The following is an 18,613-nucleotide window of genomic DNA, read 5'->3' on the forward strand; positions in this document are numbered from 1 at the left end:
GGTTAGCCGCCGGCGCCCACCACCGCAATATCGCGAGGCCCCCGCTTTTTCTCTCCCATGAAGTGCAAAACTCCGCTTCACTGAACGCATGCAGCGAGCAGCCGAGCCGGACCGCAGAAGCGGCCCGTGTCCCGCGGCGAACAGCCACGGGACAGCCGGGCAGAGGGAGGAAGCGTCGCCACCAGGCCGCAGGGCCCGGCCGGGCGCCTCTCGACCAGATCGCCGAAAGGGGCGCGCGGGGGGATGGCCATGACCACACCGGCCGCCCGCCATGCCCGGCGCCAGCTGCACTGGCTGCAGGGTTTCCTGGCCGTGTCGATCCTGGCTTTCGCGCTGCTGCTGCTGGCCCACCGGATGGTCGGCAGCGATGCGGCGGCCAGCCGCATCCATCGAATGCAGAATGCCCTCGGCGCCACCGCCACGCTGCTCTCCGCCCCCGGCGAGGGCTTCGGCGAGGCCTGGGCCGACAGCCATCTGATGCTGGCCCGGCTGGCGCGGCAGGAGCCGGAGCTGGAACAGCATTACGAGGCGGTGCTGGCGGCGCTGATGCTGGCCGACCCGCCGCTGCGCGAGCCGGTGCGCGCGCTGGAGAGCGGCATCCTGGGCCAGATCGCCACGCTGCACCGGCAGGAACAGGAAAGGCTGCGGGTCAGCGTCGCGGTGGCGCTGGCGGCGGCGCTGGCCGGCGGGCTGCTGCTCGGCCAGGTGCTGCGGGGCGCGCTGCGCGATGCCCGCGCCCAGGCCGCCGCCGCCGCCGATGCCAAGGCCCGCATGCGCGCCGTCTGCGGCGCCGCGCCGATCGGCCTGGCCGTGCTGGACGACCGGCTGCGGGTCGAGACGCTGAACACCCGCTTCGCCCTGCTGACCGGGCGGCCGCCGGAGGAGTGCGAGGGCCTGGCCCTGGCCGAGCTGCTGCCGGAGCTGGCGCCGCGCCTGCAGCCGCTGCTGCGGGAGGCGCTGGCGCAGGGCCAGCCCCTGCCCGGCCAGGACATCACCCTGCCCGGCCCGGGCGGCGAGCCGCGCTGCTACCATGTGGCGATCGAGCCGGTACAGGGCGCGCGGCTGCGGCCCGATCTCTGCCTGGCGCTGATGGATGTGTCCGAACGCCTGGCCCTGGCCGCCTGGCGGGAGGAGATCGTGGGCGAGCTGAACCACCGGGTGAAGAACACCCTGGCCACGGTGCAGTCGCTGGCGGCGCAGACGCTGCGCGGCGCGGCGCTGGACCCGCAGCGCTTCGCCGCCGATTTCAGCGCGCGCCTCGGCGCGCTGTCGCGCTCGCATGAGCTGCTGGCCGCGGTGGGCTGGTCCTGCGCCACCCTGCCGGCGGTGGTGCAGGCCGCGCTCTCCCCCTGGCGGGAGGGCGGGCGGCTCTGCGTCGAGGGCGAGGAGCCCACCCTGCTGCGGCCGCTGCAGGCGCAATCCCTGGTCATCGCGCTGACCGAGCTGGCCGGCAATGCGGCGCGGCATGGCGCGCTCTCCGCCGGCGGGCTGGTCCGGCTGCGCTGGGAACGCGGCGGCGACGGGCTGCTGCACCTGTGCTGGCAGGAGCAGGGCGGCCCGCCGCTCGCCGGGCCGCCGCTGCATCGCGGCTTCGGCCTGCGCTTCCTGGAGCGCGGCCTGGCGCATGATCTCGGCCCCGGCGCGCAGGTGCGGCTGTTCTTCGGGCCGGACGGGCTGCATTGCGAGATGCGCTTCCCCGCCAGCCCCGCCCTGCCCGCCGCACCGCCCCAGGCTGCCTGAAGGGGCCGCCTGAGCGGGCGGCCTGAAGGGACAGGCTGAGGGGATGGCCCGCGGCGCCTAGCCGCCGGCCTCCTCGCGCAGCATCTCCAGCTCCAGCCAGCGCTCCTCAGCCTCGGCCAGGCCGGTCTCGGCCTTCACCAGCAGCTCCGTCGCCTTGTCGAAGCGGGCGCGGTCGCGCGCATACAGCCCCGGATCGGCCAGGATTTCCTTCAGCTTGCCGATCTCGGCCTCCAGCTTGCGCATGCGCGCCGGCAGCGTCTCCAGCTCATGCTGGTCCTTGAACGACATTTTTTTCCGGGCCGCCGCCATCGGTGCGGCGGCGGCGGGCTTCGGGGCCGCGGGTTTCGCGGGGGCGTCCGGCGTGGCGTCGGCGCGGGCCCGCACGCCATGGCCGCGCTGCGCCACCATGTCGGAATAGCCGCCGGCATAATCCTGCCAGCGCCCCTCGCCCTCCCAGGCGATGACATTGGTCGCCACCCGGTCGAGGAAGTCGCGATCATGGCTGACCACGATGACCGTGCCGGCATATTCGGCGATCTGCTCCTGCAGCAGGTCCAGCGTCTCGAGGTCGAGATCGTTGGTCGGCTCGTCCAGCACCAGCAGGTTGGAGGGCATGGCGAAGGCACGCGCCAGCAGCAGCCGCCCCCGCTCGCCGCCCGACAGCGCCGAGACCGGGCTGCGCGCCTGCTCCGGCAGGAACAGGAAATCCTTCATGTAGCCCACCACATGGCGCGGCTGGCCATTCACCCAGACCTGGTCGCCGCGCTTGCCTGTCAGCGTCTCGGCCACCGTCATGGCCGGGTCCAGCGCCTCGCGCCGCTGGTCCAGCGTGATCATCTGCAGATTGGTGCCGAGCTTCACCTGCCCCGCATCGGGGGCCAGCACGCCGGTCAGCATCGACAGCAGCGTGGTCTTGCCGGCGCCATTGGGGCCCACGATGCCGACCCGGTCGCCGCGCAGGATGCGGGTCGAGAAGTCGCGCACGACCGGCCGCTCGCCATAGAGCTTGGAAATGCCCTCGGCGGCGATCACCAGGGAGCCGGAGCCCTCCCCCTCCGCCACCGCCATCTTCACGCCGCCCTGGGCGGCGCGGCGCTCGCGGCGCTGCTGGCGCAGCCCGGCGAGTTCCGCCACGCGGCGGACATTGCGCTTGCGCCGGGCGGTGACGCCGTAGCGCATCCAATCCTCTTCGCGGGCGATCTGCCGGTCGAGCTTGTGCGCCTCCTTCTCCTCCAGCTCCAGCACCTCGTCCCGCCAGGTCTCGAAATGGGCGAAGCCGCGCGAGAGGCGGCGGGTCACGCCGCGGTCGAGCCAGACCATCTCGCGCGTCATGCTCTCCAGGAAGCGGCGGTCATGGCTGATCAGCACCAGGGCGGAGCGCATGGCGCCCACCTCCTGCTCCAGCCATTCGATGGCCGGCAGGTCCAGATGGTTGGTGGGCTCGTCCAGCAGCAGGATGTCCGGGCTGGGCGCCAGCGCCCGCGCCAGCGCCGCGCGCCGCCCCTCGCCGCCCGAGAGGTTCTGCGGCAGCTCCTCCCCGGTCAGGCCGAGCTGCTCCAGCAGGTAATGCGCGCGGTACTCGTCGTCGCCGGGGGCGAGCCCCGCCTGCACATAGGCCAGCACATTGGCATAGGCGGAAAGGTCCGGCTCCTGCTCCAGATAGCGCAGCGTGGCGCCGGGCTGGACGAAGCGGCTGCCGCCATCGGCCTGCACCAGCCCGGCGGCGATCTTCAGCAGGGTCGACTTGCCCGAGCCGTTGCGGCCGATCAGCGCGACGCGTTCCCCCGGCGCGACCGAGAGGGTGGCGCCGGAGAGCAGCGGCGTGGTGCCGAAGCCCAGGCGGATATCCTGAAGGAGCAGAAGCGGAGGTGCGGCCATGACAGGCTGCCTGATGGCCCGGCCGCCTCCCGTCAAGCGGAGAAAGCCGGGGGGCGGCACGGCGCCGGGGGGCTGGCCCCGCCGGCCCCGCCACGCTACCAGAATCGCACAAGCAAGAAGGGGAACGGGCCTTGGACGAGGTGGATTGCATCGTGGTGGGCGCCGGCGTGGTCGGGCTCGCGGTGGCACGCGCCCTGGCGCTGGCCGGGCGCGAGGTGCTGGTGCTGGAAGCCGCCGAGGGCATCGGCACCGAGACCTCCTCGCGCAACAGCGAGGTGATCCATGCCGGCATCTACTACCCCAAGGGCAGCCTGATGGCGCGGCTCTGCGTCGAGGGCAAGCACCGCCTCTACGAATATTGCGCTGGCCAGGGCGTGCCGCATGCCCGCTGCGGCAAGCTGATCGTGGCGACCGATGCGGCGGAGGCCGAGAAGCTGGCCTCCATCCAGGCCCGCGCCGCCGCCAATGGCGTGCCGGACCTGACCCTGCTCTCGGCCGCCGAGGCGCAGGCGCTGGAGCCGGCGCTGTCCTGCACCGCCGCCCTGCTCTCCCCCTCCACCGGCATCATCGACAGCCATGCCTATATGCTGGCGCTGCAGGGCGATGCGGAGAATGCCGGGGCGCTCTTCGCCTTCCACAGCCCGGTGGCGCGCGGCCGGCTGCTGCCCGAGGGCGGCGCCGAGCTGGAGGTGGGCGGGGCCGAGCCGATGGCGCTGCGCTGCCGCCTGCTGGTCAACGCCGCCGGGCTGCACGCGCAGCACCTGGCCGCGTCGCTCGCGGGCATGCCCGCCACCCATGTGCCGCCGACCTACTACGCCAAGGGCAATTACTTCACCCTGGCCGGGCGCTCCCCCTTCTCGCGGCTGATCTATCCGGTGCCGGTGCCGGGCGGCCTGGGGACGCATCTGACCATCGATCTCGGCGGCCAGGCGCGCTTCGGCCCCGATGTGGAATGGGTGGAGCGCATCGAATACGAGGTCGATCCGCGCCGCGGCGAGGGTTTCTACGCCGCCATCCGCCGCTACTGGCCCGGCCTGCCGGAGGGCGCGCTGCAGCCCGGCTATTCCGGCATCCGCCCGAAGATCGTGCCCCCCGGCCAGGCGGCGCAGGATTTCCTGGTGCAGGGGCCGGCGGTGCATGGCCAGGCCGGGCTGATCAACCTGTTCGGCATCGAATCCCCCGGCCTCACCGCCTCGCTGGCCATCGCCGCGCATGTGGCGGAGCTGGCGGGCGCCCCGGCCCCGGCCTGAGCCCGGGGGCACGCGCGGGGGTGAAGCGCGGCGCCGGATCGGCTAGAGCAGGCGGTGCCCCGCCCCGCCTGTCTGGAGGCCCGCTTGCCCGAAGCCCTGTCCGGTCCGCATGCCTTCGGCGCCTATGAGGCCGAGTTCCACACCGCGGCCGAGTCCAGCCATCTGATCATCGCGCTTTCCGGCGCGCAGCCCGCCACGGCCGAGGCGCCGGAATGGCGCGGCCTGCTGCCCCGGCCGGGCGGCGATGTGGTGTGGGTGCGGGACCGGCAGCGCAGCTGGTACAATGCCGCCGAGGGCTGGGACGCGCTGCTGGCGGCGCTGCGCGATGCCGCCACCGCCCGCCCCTATGAGCACGTCGCGCTGATCGGCGCCGGCATGGGCGGCTATGGCGCGCTGCTGCTGGCCGAGGCGCTGCCGCAGGCGCTGGTGGTGGCCCTCTCCCCCTCGATCGGCATCGACACCGCCCGCTTCGGCCGCGGCGTGGCGCGGCCGCTGGACTGGGTCGACGCCGCCGCCCCGGCCCTGCCGCGGCCCGAGGCACGGCTGGAGGGCGACCCGCAGCGCTACCTGCTGCTGTTCGGCGACCAGGATGTGCTCGACATCCAGAATGCCCGGCGCTTCCACGAGGCGGGCTGGCGCAACCTGTTCCTCTGCGCCGACGCGCCGCACGCACTGGCCGAGCATCTGCGCCGCCCCGGCCGGCTGGAGCGGCTGCTGGACCGGCTGGCGCGCGGCGAGCCGGCCACCGCCCAGGCGGCCGCCACCGGCGCCTATCTGGCCTTCAGCCATTGCCCGGCCTTCCTGCTGCTGGAGGCGCGCCGGCTGCTCTATGCCGGGGAGATGGCGCAGGCCGACCTGCTGCTGGGCGACGTCGCGCGCTCCGCCCTGGCCCCGCGCCAGGCGCTGGGCACGCTCCTCCAGCTGCGCGATTCGCTGGAGCGGGTGGATGCGGCGCGGCTGGAGCGCTTCCTGGCCGGGCCGCTGCAGAGCGTGCGCCAGAAGCTGGCCGAGGGGTGGGAGGCGCAATACAGCAGCAGCGAGGCGGTGCTGCTGGGCGGCGCCGCCTCGCTCGGCCCGCTGGTGCTGATGCGGCTGCAGCAACCGGGCCGCCAGGGCGAGGCGCGGCTGGCGCTGGAATTCCGCGCCGACCCGCCACCGGCCGGCAACCAGGGCGGCGCCCGCAAGCTGGCCGCCTACAGCCTCACGCCGGAGGGGCCGCGGCGCCTCCCGGTGGAGGAGCGGCCGGGCGGCGTGCTGGCCCTGTCGGTCACCGCGCAGGAGGGGGTGGCCGAGCTGCTGCTGCAGCGCCGCTGCTTCTTCTCCAGCTTCGATGCGGAGCGCGGCGGGCGGCGGCAGATGTGGGCGATGCGCGTCAGCCCGCCGCTGCTGCGCGTCGAGGACCCCTCGGGCTGAGCCGCGGCGGCGCATGAAAAAGCCGGGCGGGGAGAGCCCTGCCCGGCGCGATCCGGCCCGCGCGGGGCCGGGGCGTCAGCGCGCCGCCTCGGCGCGCTCGTCGCGGTAGAGATCGCCGGTGCCGAACCAGCGGTTCCGCACGGTGCGGTAATAGGCCTCCATGTCGTACTGGGCGACGGGGAGGGCCAGGTCGCGCGCGGTGAGGCGGCCGACCGCGCCGGCCAGGTTGTAGCTGGCGGTGACCACGTTGGAGAGCGCCTGCACCAGGCTGACGCGCGCGTTCAGCAGCTCCTGCTCGGCATTCAGCACGTCGAGCGTGGTGCGGCTGCCCACCACCGCCTCGCGCTGCACGCCATCGAGGGCGATCTCGGCGGCGCGGATCTGCGAGCGCACGCTCTCCACCTGGGCGCGCGCCGATTGCAGCGTCTCCCAGGCCTGGGTCGCCTGCTGCATCGATTGCCGCCGCTGGTCGTCGACGATCTGCCGGTAGCGCTGCGCATCCTGCCGCGCCTGGCGCACCGCCGCATGCTCCGACCCGCCCTGGTAGATCGGCACCGACAAATTCGCGGTGATCTGCTCGCCGGTCGAGCGGACATGCGGCTGCTGGCTGTTGTCGGAGCGGAAGGCCTGCGCCTGCACACTGACCTGCGGCAGCAGCGCCGACATCTGCACATCCACCGCGTCGCGCGCCGCCGCCTCGTCGAACAGCGCCGCCACCACCTGCGGGTTGTTGCGGATGGCCAGCTCCGCCGCCTCGCGCCCATTGGCCACCGCCGCGCTCAGCGGCTGCGGCGCCGAGAGCCGCTCGGGGGCGAGGCCCACCACGCGCTGGAAGGTGGCGCGGCTGGTCTGCAGATTGCCCTCGGCGCTGGCGCGCGAGGCGCGCGCCCCGGCCAGCCGGCTCTCCGCCTGCGCCACATCGGTGCGGGTGATCTCGCCCACCCGGAAGCGCTCATTGGTCGCATCCAGCTGGCGCTGCAGCACCTGCACATTGTTCACGTTCAGCCGCAGCGTCTCCTGGTCGCGGATCACCGCGACATAGGCGGCGACCGTGTCGGAGAGCACCTGCTGCTCCGCCGCCAGCAGCCGGGCGCGCTGCGCCAGCACCTGGTTCTCGGCCCGCTGCGTCGCCGCCACGGTGCGGCCGCCGCTGTAGATCGGCTGGGTCAGCGTCGCCTGGGCGCCGGCGGTGGCGCGGTCGGCATCGCTGTAGATGCCGCGATTGCGCGTCGTGCCCTGCACATAGCCGGCATTGCCGGCCACCGTCACGCTCGGCCGCCAGCCGGCCAGCGCCTGCGGCACATTCTCATCCACCACCCGCAGCTGGGCGCGCGCCGTCTGCAGCGTCGGGTTGTTGGCATAGGCCTGCGACAGCGCCTCCTGCAGCGTCTGCGCCAGGCCCTGGCCGGGGGCAAGCATCGTCGGCGCCAGCGCGGTGGCGGCCAGGAGGGCGAGACGAATCCGCTTCGGAATCATCGACCGTGTCTTTCGAGGAGAAGGGGCGAGGAGGAAGGAAGGCAGGAAGGCGGGCCGCGTCACCGCGGCGGGCGCGCCGCGGCCGCCGCATCCGGGGCCGAGGGGGTCAGCCCATCCGCCCAGATATTGCCGGGTTCGGGGCGCAGCGTGTCGCCGGCATCGGGAATGCCGCGGATGGTCTGCAGGGTGCTGCCGGGCGGCAGGTCGGAGCGTCCGGCATCGGCGCCACCGGCGCAGGCGGCCAGCAGCGGCAGCAGGGCGAAGCCTGCCCAACGGGTCGACAACCGCATCGCGGATCTCTCCATCAAGAGCGAAATCAAGCGCACGCCGATCAGGTGCACACAGGGGATGGGGCCGCCACGGGCGCGACGGCGCAGGCCTGCAGGAAGCCGCGGACCGCGGCGCAGACCTCGTCGGAGAAGCGGAAATCGGCGACGCCGGCAACCCACATATGGATGAAGCCGCTGATCAGCGCCTTGAGGAAGAGCGTCGCGCGCTCCGGCGTCCAGCAGGCGCCGAGCTCGCCGCGCTCGGCGGCCAGGCGGAAGCGCTCCTCGACGCGCAGGCGCATCTTGGCATCGGCCTGCAGGCGGCGCTCCAGCGCCGGCGCCATGTCGGCCACGTATTCGCAGCGTTCCAGCATGATGGTCAGCAGCCGGGCGCGGCGCTCATCCTGCTCCAGCCGGCAGAGCGAGTCGCAGATCGCCTCGGCCATGGCGGGCAGCACCGGCCCCTCGGGCTCGCGGCCGAGGGCACCGCAGAGCTCGTCCTGCAGCAGCAGCAGCCGCTCATCGAGGGCCAGGAACAGCCCAAGCTTGTCACGAAAATGCCAATGCACCGCACCCCTGGTGCAACCCGCGACACGGGCCACTTCATCGAGGGAGGCACGCGCAACGCCACGCTCCAGGAAGACCTGCTCGGCGGCATCGAGCAGCGCCTCGCGGGTTTCGTCGGCTTCCTGTTTTGTGCGGCGCGCCATACTCCGACCTTGCAGTTCCTTCAGCTGCCTTTTATATACATACGCGAAGGTATCTTTACAAGCCACTGCGAGCCCGCGGCTCGGCTCTTCCTGGAGGTTTCATGCAGCTCCTGCCCCGTCGCGGGATGGCCGCACTTGGCCTGTTCCTGCTTGCCGGCCCTGCGCTGGCGCAGATGCCCGGGGGCGGTGGGCCGCCCGCTGTCGGCGTGGCCCCGGTGGCGCGCCGCCCCGTCACGGAAACCAATGAGTTCATCGGCCGGGTCGATGCGGTGCAGCGCGTCGACCTGATGCCGCGCGTGACCGCCTTCCTGGAGAAGCGGGAATTCGAGGAAGGCACCGAGGTGAAGCAGGGCGACCTGCTGTTCCGCCTGGAGCGCGGGCCCTTCGAGGCGCAGCTGCAGATCGCCCGCGCCAGCGTGGCCGAGTCCGAGGCGCAGCTGCAGAACGCCAACATCACCCTCTCCCGCGCCCAGGCGCTGCTGAACACGGTGGCCGGCCAGCGCTCCACCGTGGACACGGCGCTGGCCAACCAGCGCAGCACCCAGGCGCAGCTGCTCTCCGCCCAGGCGCAGCAGCGCCAGGCGCAGATCAATCTCGACTACACCGAGATCCGCGCGCCGATCGCGGGGCGCATCGGCCGCGCCTCGGTGACCGAGGGCAATGTGGTCACCCCCTCCTCCGGCGCCCTGGCGACCATCGTCAGCCAGGACCCGATGTATGTCAGCTTCACCGTGCCGATGCGTACCCTGACCGAGGTGCGCGCCCGCTATGCCGAGCGCGGCGGGCTGAACGCGGTGCAGCTGCGGCTGCGGCTGCCGGGCGGGCGGATGTACAGCCCGGTGGGCCAGGTGAATTTCGTCGACATCGATGTCGGCCGCGACACCGACAGCGTGCTGCTGCGCGGCACCATCCCGAACCCGGTCACCGCCGGCGGCTATCGCGAGCTGACCGCCAACCAGATCGTCAATGTGGTGGTCGAGGCGGTGCAGCCGGTGCAGATGCTGACCGTGCCGCGCGCCGCGGTGATGACCGATGCCCGCGGCGATTTCGTCTATGTCGTCGCCGCCGAGAACAAGGCGGAGCGCCGCACCGTGCGGATGGACGCGCAGTCCACGCCGGAACTGGCGGTGATCCGCGAGGGCCTGCGCGAGGGCGAGAGCGTCATCGTCGACGGCCTGCAGCGCGTCCGGCCCGGCCAGCCGGTCAGCCCGGCGCCGGCCAATGCCCCGGCCAATGGCCAGGGCAGCGGGGGCCAGGGCGGCGGCGGCCAGGGCGGCGGCGGCCAGGGCGGCGGCGGCCAGGGCGGTGGCCAGGGCGGCGGCGCGCCGCAGAACCAGGGAGGCTGAGCCTTTGCTCTCCGCCATTTTCGTCGACCGGCCAAGGCTCGCCATCGTCATCGCCATCGTGATGACGATCGCCGGCGCCTTGTCGCTGACGCGCATCCCGGTCTCCCAGTTCCCCGACATCGTGCCGCCGCAGGTGCAGGTCAGCGCGACCTATCCGGGCGCCTCGGCCCAGGTGGTGGAAGCGGCCGTCGCACAGCCGCTCGAGGCCCAGATCGTGGGCGTCGACCAGTCCATCTACATGAAGAGCAACAGCGGCAATGACGGCAGCTACTCGCTGGTCGTCAGCTTCGAGCTCGGCACCAACCCGGACATCAACACCGTCAACGTCAACAACCGCGTCCAGGCGGCGATGGCGCTGATGCCCTCCGAGGTGCAGGCCCAGGGCATCCGGGTGGAGAAGCGCTCCTCCTCGATCCTGCAGGTGCTGTTCCTCTACGCCGACGACCCGTCGCGCGGCTATGATCCGCTCTACCTGACCAACTACGCCACGCTGAACATCCTGGACGAGCTGTCGCGCACCCGCGGCGTCGGCTCGGCCACGCTGTTCAGCCAGCAGAACTACGCGATGCGGATCTGGTTCGACACGCAGCGCCTGGTCAGCCTCGGCCTCACCCCCTCCGACGTCGCCAACGCCATCCGCGCGCAGAACGTGCAGGCGGCGACCGGGCGGCTCGGCGCCGAGCCGGTGCCGTCCGACCAGCGCACCCAGCTGAACGTGCAGACCCAGGGGCGCCTCTCCACCCCCGAGCAGTTCGGCAACATCGTGCTGCGCGCCAATCCGGACGGTTCGGTGCTGCGCGTGCGCGACGTGGCGCGCGTCGAGATCGGCGCCCGCAACCAGGATTCCCGCACCCGGCTGAACGGCCAGGACGGCGTCGGCATCGGCATCTACCTAGCCCCCGGCGCGAATGCGGTGCAGACCGCGAGCGCCATCGAGGCGACGCTGGCCCGCGTGCGCACCCGCATGCCCGAGGGCATGACGATCCGCCCGGTCTTCGACACCACCATCTTCGTCACCGACACCATCCATGAGGTCATCAAGACCCTCATCGAGGCCTTCGTGCTGGTGGCCGTGGTGGTGTTCCTGTTCCTCGGCAATATCCGCGCCACCTTCATCCCGATCGTGGCGGTGCCGGTCAGCCTGATCGGCACCTTCGCGGTGCTGCTGACGCTGGGCTATTCGGCCAACACCGTCTCGCTGCTGGCCATGGTGCTGGCGATCGGCATCGTCGTCGACGACGCCATCGTGGTGGTGGAGAATGTCGAGCGCGTGATGGAGGAGGAGCCGGAGCTCACCCCCGCCCAGGCCACCAAAAAGGCCATGGCGCAGATCACCGCCCCGATCATCGCCATTACCCTGGTGCTGCTGTCGGTCTTCGTCCCGATCGGCTTCATCCCCGGCCTGTCGGGCGAGCTGTTCCGCCAGTTCGCGGTGACCATCAGCACCGCCATGGTGATCTCGGCGATCAACGCGCTGACCCTCTCCCCCGCCCTCTGCGCCGTGTTCCTGCGGCATAGCGGGCCGAAGAAGGGCATCATGGCCTGGGTGATGCGGCGCATCGACAATGTGCGCGACGGCTATGCCGCCGTGGTGCGCCGCCTGCTGCGGCTGTCGATCGTCTCGATCCTGCTGGTTGGCGTCTTCGGCTTCGGCGCCTTCACCGTGGCCAGCCGCATCCCCTCGGGCTTCCTCCCCTCCGAGGACCAGGGCGCCTTCATCGTCGCCTTCCAGCTGCCGGACGGCGCCTCGGTCTCGCGCACCAGCGAGGTGGTGGCGCAGTTCGAGGAACAGCTGAAGGGGATGCCGCAGGTGCGCGACGCCATCGGCATCATCGGCTTCTCGCTGCTCGATGGCGGCGCCGCCTCCAACGCGGCCACCATGTTCGTGCAGCTGAAGCCGTTCAGCGAGCGCACCGGGCCGGCCGACAATGTCAACGCGCTGATCGGCCGCATCTTCGGCGAGAGCCAGCAGATCCGCGGCGCGCAGATCATCCCGATCAACCTGCCGCCGATCATCGGCCTGTCGACCGGCGGCGGCTTCGAATACCAGCTGGAGAGCCTGGAGGGCGCCGACCCGGCGGCGATGGGCGGCGTGCTGGGCGCGCTGCTCGGCGCCGCCAACCAGAACCCGGCCCTGACCCAGGTCTTCTCGACCTTCAGCGCCCGCGCTCCCTCGGTCTATCTCGATATCGACCGCGACAAGGCGCAGGCGCTCGGCCTGTCGATGACCGATGTCTTCTCGGCGCTGCAGGCGACGCTGGGCTCCAGCTTCATCAACAACTTCAACCTCTATGGCCGCACCTGGCAGGTGCTGATCCAGGGCGAGGCGGCGGATCGCCGCGACACCTCGGCGCTGTGGAAGATCGAGATCCGCAACAGCCGCGGCGCCATGGTGCCGCTGCGCTCCATCGCCTCGGAGCGCACCGTGGTCGGGCCCCAGGTCATCACCCGCTACAACAACTACCGCTCGATCACGATCAGCGGCTCGCCCCGCCCGGGCGTCTCCTCGGGCGCGGCGCTGGACGCCATGGCGCAGCTGTCGCGCGACACCCTGCCCAATGGCTACACCTTCGAATGGACCGGCACCTCCTTCCAGGAGCAGCGGGCCGCCGGCCAGACCGGCGCCATCCTGGCGCTGGCCGTGCTGTTCGCCTTCCTGTTCCTGGTCGCCCTGTATGAGAGCTGGGTGATCCCGATCCCGGTGCTGCTCTCGGTGATCGTCGGCGTGCTCGGCGCCATCGGGGCGCTGTTCATCGCCGGCATGTCGATGGATCTCTACGCGCAGATCGGCCTCATCGTGCTGATCGCGCTCGCCGCCAAGAACGGCATCCTGATCGTGGAATTCGCCAAGGAGCAGCGCGAGGCCGGGCACGACATCGTCGAGGCGGCGGCGCAGGGCGCCAAGCTGCGCTTCCGCGCGGTGATGATGACCTCGATCGCCTTCATCCTCGGCCTGGTGCCGCTGGTCTGGGCGAGCGGCGCCTCGATGCTGGCGCGGCGCGCCGTGTCCACCCCGGTCTTCGCCGGGATGATCGCGGCGTCGACCATCGGCATCTTCATGATCCCGATGCTCTATGTCGTGTTCCAGCGGATGCGCGAGGCGACGCATCGCCGCTTCGGCCGCGGCCAGCACGCGCATGACGGGGCGCCGGCCGCGGCCCCCGGCCAGGGCAAGGGCCATCACTGACGGCCCCCGCCCCGGGGGCGGCGCCGGCAACCCCGGCGCCCTGCCCCGGTTGCTGACCAGAGTGAGCGATGATGTTCGCTGAAGAGACGGAGGGGGCGGCGCCGCGAGGGGCCGCCCCCTTCCCGTTCGGAGGACCGCCATGACCATCCCCACCCCGCATCGTATCGTCATCGTCGGCGGCGGCGCCGGCGGCATCCATCTGGCGACCCGGCTGGGGCCGCGCCTCGGCACCCGGCATGGCCGGCAGAGCCCCGCGGCCGGCAGCCATGAGATCCTGCTGGTGGATCGCGACTTCGCGCATATCTGGAAGCCGCGGCTGCACGAGGTCGCCGCCGGCACGCTGGACACCGGGCAGGAGCAGGTGAGCTTCATCGTCCAGGCCAGCCGGCACGGCTTCCGCTACCTGCCGGGCGAGATGCTGGGGCTGGACCGCGAGAAGCGGCTGCTGCAGCTCGGCCCGCTGCGCGGCCCGGATGGCCGGGAGATCCTGCCACCGCGCGAGATCCTCTACGACACGCTGGTGCTGGCGCTGGGCAGCCGGGCCAATGATTTCGGCATTCCCGGCGTGCGCGAGCATTGCCGCTTCATCGACAGCCGCAGCCAGGCGGAGGAGTTCAACACCGCGCTGCGCAGCGCGGTGATCCGCCAGCTGGCGGGGCCGGAGGATGCGACGCTCGACATCGCCATCGTCGGCGCCGGGGCCACCGGGGTCGAGCTCTCCGCCGAGATCAACACCGCGCTCGACCTCGCCGCCGGCTATGGTTTCGAGGGGCTGCGCAAGCGGCTGCGGCTGACCCTGGTGGAGACCGCGCCGCGCATCCTGGGCGCGCTGCCGGAGCGGGTGGCCGAGGCCTCGCGCCAGGAGCTGGAGCGCCAGGGCGTCACCGTGCTGACCGGCGCGCAGGTGGTCGAGGTGGTCGAGGACGCGCTGCTGCTGAAGGATGGCCGGCGCATCCCGGCCGTGCTGAAGGTCTGGGCCGCCGGGGTGCGGGCGCCGGCGGTGCTGGACAATCTCGCCGGGCTGGAGAGCGCGCGCAGCGGCCAGCTGGTGGTGCGCCCCAATCTGCAGACCACACGCGACGAGCGCATCTTCGTCATCGGCGACGCCGCCTGGCTGGTGCCGGAGGGGGAGGAGCGGCCGCTCGGCGCCACCGCCCAGGTGGCGCAGCAGCAGGCGCGGCATCTGGCGCAGCATCTGCCGGCGCATCTGGCCGGCCAGGCGCCGGTGCCGCCCTTCCACTACCGGCATGGCGGGGCGCTGGTGGCGCTCGGCCATTACAACGCCTTCGGCAGCCTGGGCCGGCACGGGCTGCTGGGCGGCGGCACCTTCATCCAGGGCCGCTTCGCGCAGTGGAGCTATGCCTCGCTGTATCGCCGGCACCAGCTGGCGCTGCACGGGCTGCTGCGCTCGCTGCTGTTCTGGATGGCGGACGCGCTGCGCAAGGCCAGCTCGCCGCGGGTGAAGATGGAGTAGCCTGACGGAAGGCGGGGTCTGGGGTGGCCCTGCCACCCCAGCGGGGCCCGGGGCAGCGCCCCGGAGTTTTTTCAGCTTCTTTCCACTTTCTCCAGCGCGAAGCCTTCATCGACCCAGCCGGTGATGCCGCCCAGCATCAGCTTCACCGGCCGGCCGAGCTGCGCCAGGCGCAGCGCGCCGCGATCGCCGCCATTGCAATGCGGCCCGGCGCAATAGACGACGAACAGCGTGCCCTCCGGCCATTCCGCCATGCGCTCCGCCGTGATGGCCGCGTGCGGCAGGTTCAGCGCGCCGGGCACATGGCCGCGGGCGAAGGCGTTGGGGCCGCGCACATCCAGCAGCACGAAGCCGGGCTCGGGCAGGGCCAAGCCAGCGGCGACATCGGCGCAATCGGTCTCCAGCGTCAGGCGGCGGGCGAAATGCGCGGCGGCCTCGGCGGCGGGGGCGGCGGGGGCGGCGGTGACGGGGTTCATCCTGTGTCTCCTCTGGACATCCCGATCCTGCCCCGGCGCAAACCGGGCTGGTGAGTGGCAGAAAGGACACCTAGGATCAGGATCATGCCAGACATGCTTCCGGCCCCGCCATCCTGCCTGCCCGCGCCCCGCGCACCGGCGAACCCGCTGGTCGTGGTGCTGGCCTATGACGGGCTCTGCACCTTCGAATTCGGCTGCGCGCTGGAGGTCTTCGCCCTGCCGCGGCCGGAATTCGGCGCGGAATGGTATCGCTGCGCGGTCGCCAGCCTGGAGCCCGGCCCGCTGCGCGCCCAGGGCGGCATCCGCATCCTGGCCGAGGGCGGCGCCGCGCTGCTGGCCGAGGCCGGCACCATCATCATCCCCGGCTGGCGCGGGGCGGAGGCGCCGGTGCCCGAGGCGCTGTGCGACGCGCTGCGGAGCGCGCATGCGCGCGGGGCACGGCTGCTCTCGCTCTGCTCCGGCGCCTTCGTGCTGGCCGCAGCCGGGCTGCTGGAGGGCCGCCGCGCCACCACGCATTGGCGCTACTTCCCGGCGCTCGCCGCGCGGCATCCCGGCCTGACTCTGGTGCCCGATGTGCTCTATGTCGATGAGGGCAGCGTGCTGACGGCGGCCGGAAGCGCCGCCGGGCTGGATCTCTGCCTGCATCTGGTGCGGCGCGATTTCGGGGCCGCGCGCGCCAACGCCGTGGCGCGGCGGCTGGTGATCCCGCCGCAGCGCCAGGGCGGCCAGGCGCAGTTCGTCGAGCGGCCGCTGCCGCCGGCGCGCGGCCATGGCAGCAAGCTGGCGCCGCTGCTGGACGCGGTGCGCGGCGCGCTGGCGGAAGACTGGGACATCGCCCGCATGGCGCGGGCCGCGGCGCTCAGCCCGCGCGGGCTGCACCGGCATTTCCGCCAGTCGCTGGGCATGAGCCCGGGCGCCTGGCTGCTGGCCGAGCGCGTGGCGCGCGCCCGCGACCTGCTGGAGACCGGCAGCAGCGTCGCGGAGGCGGCGGAGGCCTGCGGCTTCGGCAGCGCGCTGGGCTTCCGCCAGCATTTCAAGGCGGCGCTCGGGGTGACGCCCGCCGCCTACCGGGCGCGCTTCGGCCTCAGCCGGTGAACACCACCGTCTTGTTGCCGTTCAGGATGATACGGTCCTCGAGATAGAAGGCGATGGCGCGGGCCAGCACCCGGCGCTCGATGTCGCGGCCCTTGCGCACCAGATCCTCGGCGGTGTCGGCATGGCTGATGCGCTCGACATCCTGCTCGATGATCGGGCCCTCATCCAGATCGGCGGTGACGAAATGCGCCGTGGCGCCGATCAGCTTGACGCCGCGCGCATGCGCCTGGTGGTAGGGGCGCGCGCCCTTGAAGCCGGGCAGGAAGGAATGGTGGATGTTGATGCAGCGCCCCGGCAGCTTGGCCGAGAGCCCGTCCGACAGCACCTGCATGTAGCGCGCCAGCACCATCAGGTCCGAGCGGCTCTCCTGGAACAGGCGCCAGATCTCCGCCTCCTGCTCCATCTTGGTCGCCTTGGTCACCGGCAAATGGTGGAAGGGCACGCCGGTGAAGTCGAGATGCGCATAATTCTCCAGCGGATGGTTGGAGACGATGCCGGTCAGCTCCATCGGCAGCTCGCCGATGCGCCAGCGATACAGCAGATCGGCCAGGCAATGGTCGAATTTGCTGACCAGCAGCATGACGCGCCGCTTCGCCGCGCGGTCGCGCAGCGTCCAGTCCATGCCGAAGCGGGTGGCAACCGTCAGCAGCGCCGCCTCCAGCGCCGCGCGCTCCACCGCCGCCGGCACGTCGAAGACGACGCGCATGAAGAAGCGGCCGGTGCCGGTGTCGTCGAATTGCTGCGCCTCGCGGATATTGCCGCCGGCCTCGAACAGCGCGGAGGCGACGGCGGCGACGATGCCGGGGCGGTTGACGCAGTTCAGCGTCAGCACGAAGACCGTGTTGGCGCGCGCCAGGGCCTGGCCCGGACCGCCCGCGCGACCGCCCTCGCCCGGCTGGGCCAGCGGGAGGGAGGCAGGAAGGGCGGGCAGCTTGTCGGTCATCGTCTCGCTCGGGTCCGGGAAAACGGAAGCCAGGGGTTAGGCGCTGCGGCCCGCCCTGCCAATGGGCAAATGCACAGCATCGGCGCATGGCGGCGCCGCCGGTTCCGCGCCATAAGGCGCGGGTGACCCAAAGCCCCCTCCCCCTTGATGCGGTGGCCGTGCTCGGCGCCGGCCCGGCCGGGCTGATGGCGGCCGAGACCCTGGCCCAGGCCGGGCAGCGCGTCGTGGTCTTCGACCGCATGCCCTCGGTCGCCCGCAAATTCCTCATGGCCGGGCGCGGCGGGCTGAATTTGACGCATTCCGAGCCGCTGCCCGGCTTCCTCACCCGCTATGGCGCGGCCGCGCCGGCGCTGGAGGCGGCGATCCGCGCCTTCCCGCCCGCGGCGCTGATGCAATGGGCCGAGGATCTCGGCCAGCCGCTCTTCACCGGCAGCTCCGGCCGCGTCTTCCCGCGCGCCATGAAGGCGTCGCCGCTGCTGAGGGCCTGGCTGGCGCGGCTGGCCGGGCTCGGGGTCGGGATCCGCACCCGGCATGACTGGCTGGGCTTCGGGCCAGGGAATGCGCTGCGCTTCGCAACCCCCGAGGGCGAGGTGGCGATCCGCCCGCGCGCCACGCTGCTGGCGCTGGGCGGTGCCTCCTGGCCGCGGCTCGGCGCCGATGGCGGCTGGGTCCAGGCCCTGCCGGGCCTGCCGGTGGCGCCCTGGCGGCCCTCGAATATGGGCTTCCGCATCGCCTGGTCCGCGCTGCTGCGCGAGCGTTTCGCCGGCACGCCGCTGAAGCGCATCGCCCTGTGCTTCGAGGGCCGCGTGGTGCGCGGCGAGGCGGTGCTGACACGCGACGGCATCGAGGGCGGCGCGGTCTATGCCCTCTCCGCCGCGCTGCGCCAGGCGCTGGAGCAGCGCGGCGAGGCCATCCCCACGCTGGATCTGCGGCCGGACCTGGAGGCGGCGGAGGTGGCGCGCCGGCTGGCGGCGCCGCGCCGGGGGCAGTCGCTTTCCGCCTTCCTGCGCAAATCCCTTGGCCTGCCGCCGGTCTCCATTGCCCTGCTGCAGGAGGCGCTGCATGGCGGCGCCCAGCAATCCGAGCTGCCCCATCTGGTCAAGGCGCTGCCGCTGCGGCTCACCGCGCCGCAGGGGCTGGAGCGCGCCATCTCCTCGGCCGGCGGGCTGTCGCTGGCGGCGCTGGATGCGGGGCTGATGCTGCGCGATCGCCCCGGGCTCTTCGCCGCCGGCGAGATGCTGGACTGGGAGGCGCCGACCGGCGGCTATCTGCTGCAGGCCTGCTTCGCCACCGGGCGCGCCGCGGCGCTCGGCCTGCTGGGCTGGCTGCAGGAAGGGCGCTGACGGCGGCGCGCTTCTT

14 protein-coding genes are annotated in these 18,613 nt (G+C 72.5%); 8 read left to right on the forward strand and 6 right to left on the reverse strand.

The window, feature by feature from the left end:
• The first annotated feature begins 249 nt into the window (after positions 1-249).
• Positions 250-1,740: a sensor histidine kinase gene (locus QE401_RS10910; RefSeq protein WP_307138226.1), complete on the forward strand. Its 1,491-nt coding sequence runs from the start codon at positions 250-252 to the stop codon at positions 1,738-1,740.
• Between the two features lie 57 nt (positions 1,741-1,797).
• Here the strand turns inward: QE401_RS10910 and QE401_RS10915 are convergent, their stop codons facing one another.
• The gene (locus QE401_RS10915) at positions 1,798-3,618 is read right to left on the reverse strand and encodes an ABC-F family ATP-binding cassette domain-containing protein (RefSeq protein WP_307138227.1); all 1,821 of its coding nucleotides are present in this window, start codon (positions 3,616-3,618) and stop codon (positions 1,798-1,800) included.
• 140 nt (positions 3,619-3,758) lie between these two features.
• On the opposite strand from QE401_RS10915, the gene QE401_RS10920 reads away from it, so the two are divergent.
• Together QE401_RS10920 and QE401_RS10925 are read left to right on the forward strand one after the other, a co-directional pair.
• The gene (locus QE401_RS10920) at positions 3,759-4,868 is read left to right on the forward strand and encodes an FAD-dependent oxidoreductase (RefSeq protein ID WP_475638101.1); all 1,110 of its coding nucleotides are present in this window, start codon (positions 3,759-3,761) and stop codon (positions 4,866-4,868) included.
• Positions 4,869-4,952: 84 nt separating this feature from the next.
• Entirely contained in the window at positions 4,953-6,281 is a 1,329-nt protein-coding gene (locus QE401_RS10925; protein WP_307138229.1) for a hypothetical protein, read from the forward strand.
• A gap of 75 nt (positions 6,282-6,356) precedes the next feature.
• Here the strand turns inward: QE401_RS10925 and QE401_RS10930 are convergent, their stop codons facing one another.
• The 3 genes from QE401_RS10930 to QE401_RS10940 are packed head-to-tail and all read right to left on the reverse strand — an operon-like array spanning position 6,357 to position 8,736.
• Positions 6,357-7,757, reverse strand: a complete 1,401-nt coding sequence (locus tag QE401_RS10930; protein ID WP_307138230.1) for a TolC family outer membrane protein — start codon at positions 7,755-7,757, stop codon at positions 6,357-6,359.
• 59 nt (positions 7,758-7,816) lie between these two features.
• Positions 7,817-8,047 carry a hypothetical protein gene (locus QE401_RS10935; RefSeq protein WP_307138231.1) on the reverse strand — a complete coding sequence of 77 codons (231 nt, stop codon included), beginning with the start codon at positions 8,045-8,047 and terminating at the stop codon, positions 7,817-7,819.
• Positions 8,048-8,088: 41 nt separating this feature from the next.
• Positions 8,089-8,736, reverse strand: coding sequence for a TetR family transcriptional regulator (locus tag QE401_RS10940; protein WP_307138232.1), 648 nt, complete (start codon positions 8,734-8,736; stop codon positions 8,089-8,091).
• Between the two features lie 101 nt (positions 8,737-8,837).
• Between QE401_RS10940 and QE401_RS10945 the strand changes: the two genes are divergently transcribed.
• The 3 genes from QE401_RS10945 (at position 8,838) to QE401_RS10955 (ending at position 14,743) form a co-directional block, all read left to right on the forward strand.
• Positions 8,838-10,082, forward strand: coding sequence for an efflux RND transporter periplasmic adaptor subunit (locus QE401_RS10945; RefSeq protein WP_307138233.1), 1,245 nt, complete (start codon positions 8,838-8,840; stop codon positions 10,080-10,082).
• A 4-nt stretch (positions 10,083-10,086) separates the two neighbouring features.
• Positions 10,087-13,269 carry an efflux RND transporter permease subunit gene (locus QE401_RS10950; RefSeq protein ID WP_307138234.1) on the forward strand — a complete coding sequence of 1,061 codons (3,183 nt, stop codon included), beginning with the start codon at positions 10,087-10,089 and terminating at the stop codon, positions 13,267-13,269.
• A 139-nt stretch (positions 13,270-13,408) separates the two neighbouring features.
• Complete coding sequence (locus QE401_RS10955) at positions 13,409-14,743, forward strand: NAD(P)/FAD-dependent oxidoreductase (protein ID WP_307138235.1); 1,335 nt, start codon at positions 13,409-13,411, stop codon at positions 14,741-14,743.
• A gap of 71 nt (positions 14,744-14,814) precedes the next feature.
• Here QE401_RS10955 and QE401_RS10960 read toward each other — a convergent pair whose 3' ends face one another.
• Positions 14,815-15,216: a rhodanese-like domain-containing protein gene (locus QE401_RS10960; RefSeq protein ID WP_307138236.1), complete on the reverse strand. Its 402-nt coding sequence runs from the start codon at positions 15,214-15,216 to the stop codon at positions 14,815-14,817.
• A gap of 84 nt (positions 15,217-15,300) precedes the next feature.
• Between QE401_RS10960 and ftrA the strand changes: the two genes are divergently transcribed.
• The gene (gene ftrA, locus QE401_RS10965; RefSeq protein ID WP_373461433.1) at positions 15,301-16,311 is read left to right on the forward strand and encodes a transcriptional regulator FtrA; all 1,011 of its coding nucleotides are present in this window, start codon (positions 15,301-15,303) and stop codon (positions 16,309-16,311) included.
• On the opposite strand, the gene purU is transcribed toward ftrA, so the two are convergent.
• Positions 16,301-17,254: a formyltetrahydrofolate deformylase gene (gene purU / locus QE401_RS10970; protein WP_307138237.1), complete on the reverse strand. Its 954-nt coding sequence runs from the start codon at positions 17,252-17,254 to the stop codon at positions 16,301-16,303. The genes ftrA and purU overlap by 11 nt on opposite strands.
• A gap of 86 nt (positions 17,255-17,340) precedes the next feature.
• Between purU and QE401_RS10975 the strand changes: the two genes are divergently transcribed.
• Entirely contained in the window at positions 17,341-18,597 is a 1,257-nt protein-coding gene (locus QE401_RS10975; RefSeq protein ID WP_307138238.1) for a TIGR03862 family flavoprotein, read from the forward strand.
• Positions 18,598-18,613: the final 16 nt, after the last annotated feature.

Origin of the sequence: Pseudoroseomonas cervicalis, from assembly GCF_030818485.1 — a bacterium.
Taxonomy (GTDB): domain Bacteria; phylum Pseudomonadota; class Alphaproteobacteria; order Acetobacterales; family Acetobacteraceae; genus Pseudoroseomonas; species Pseudoroseomonas cervicalis_A.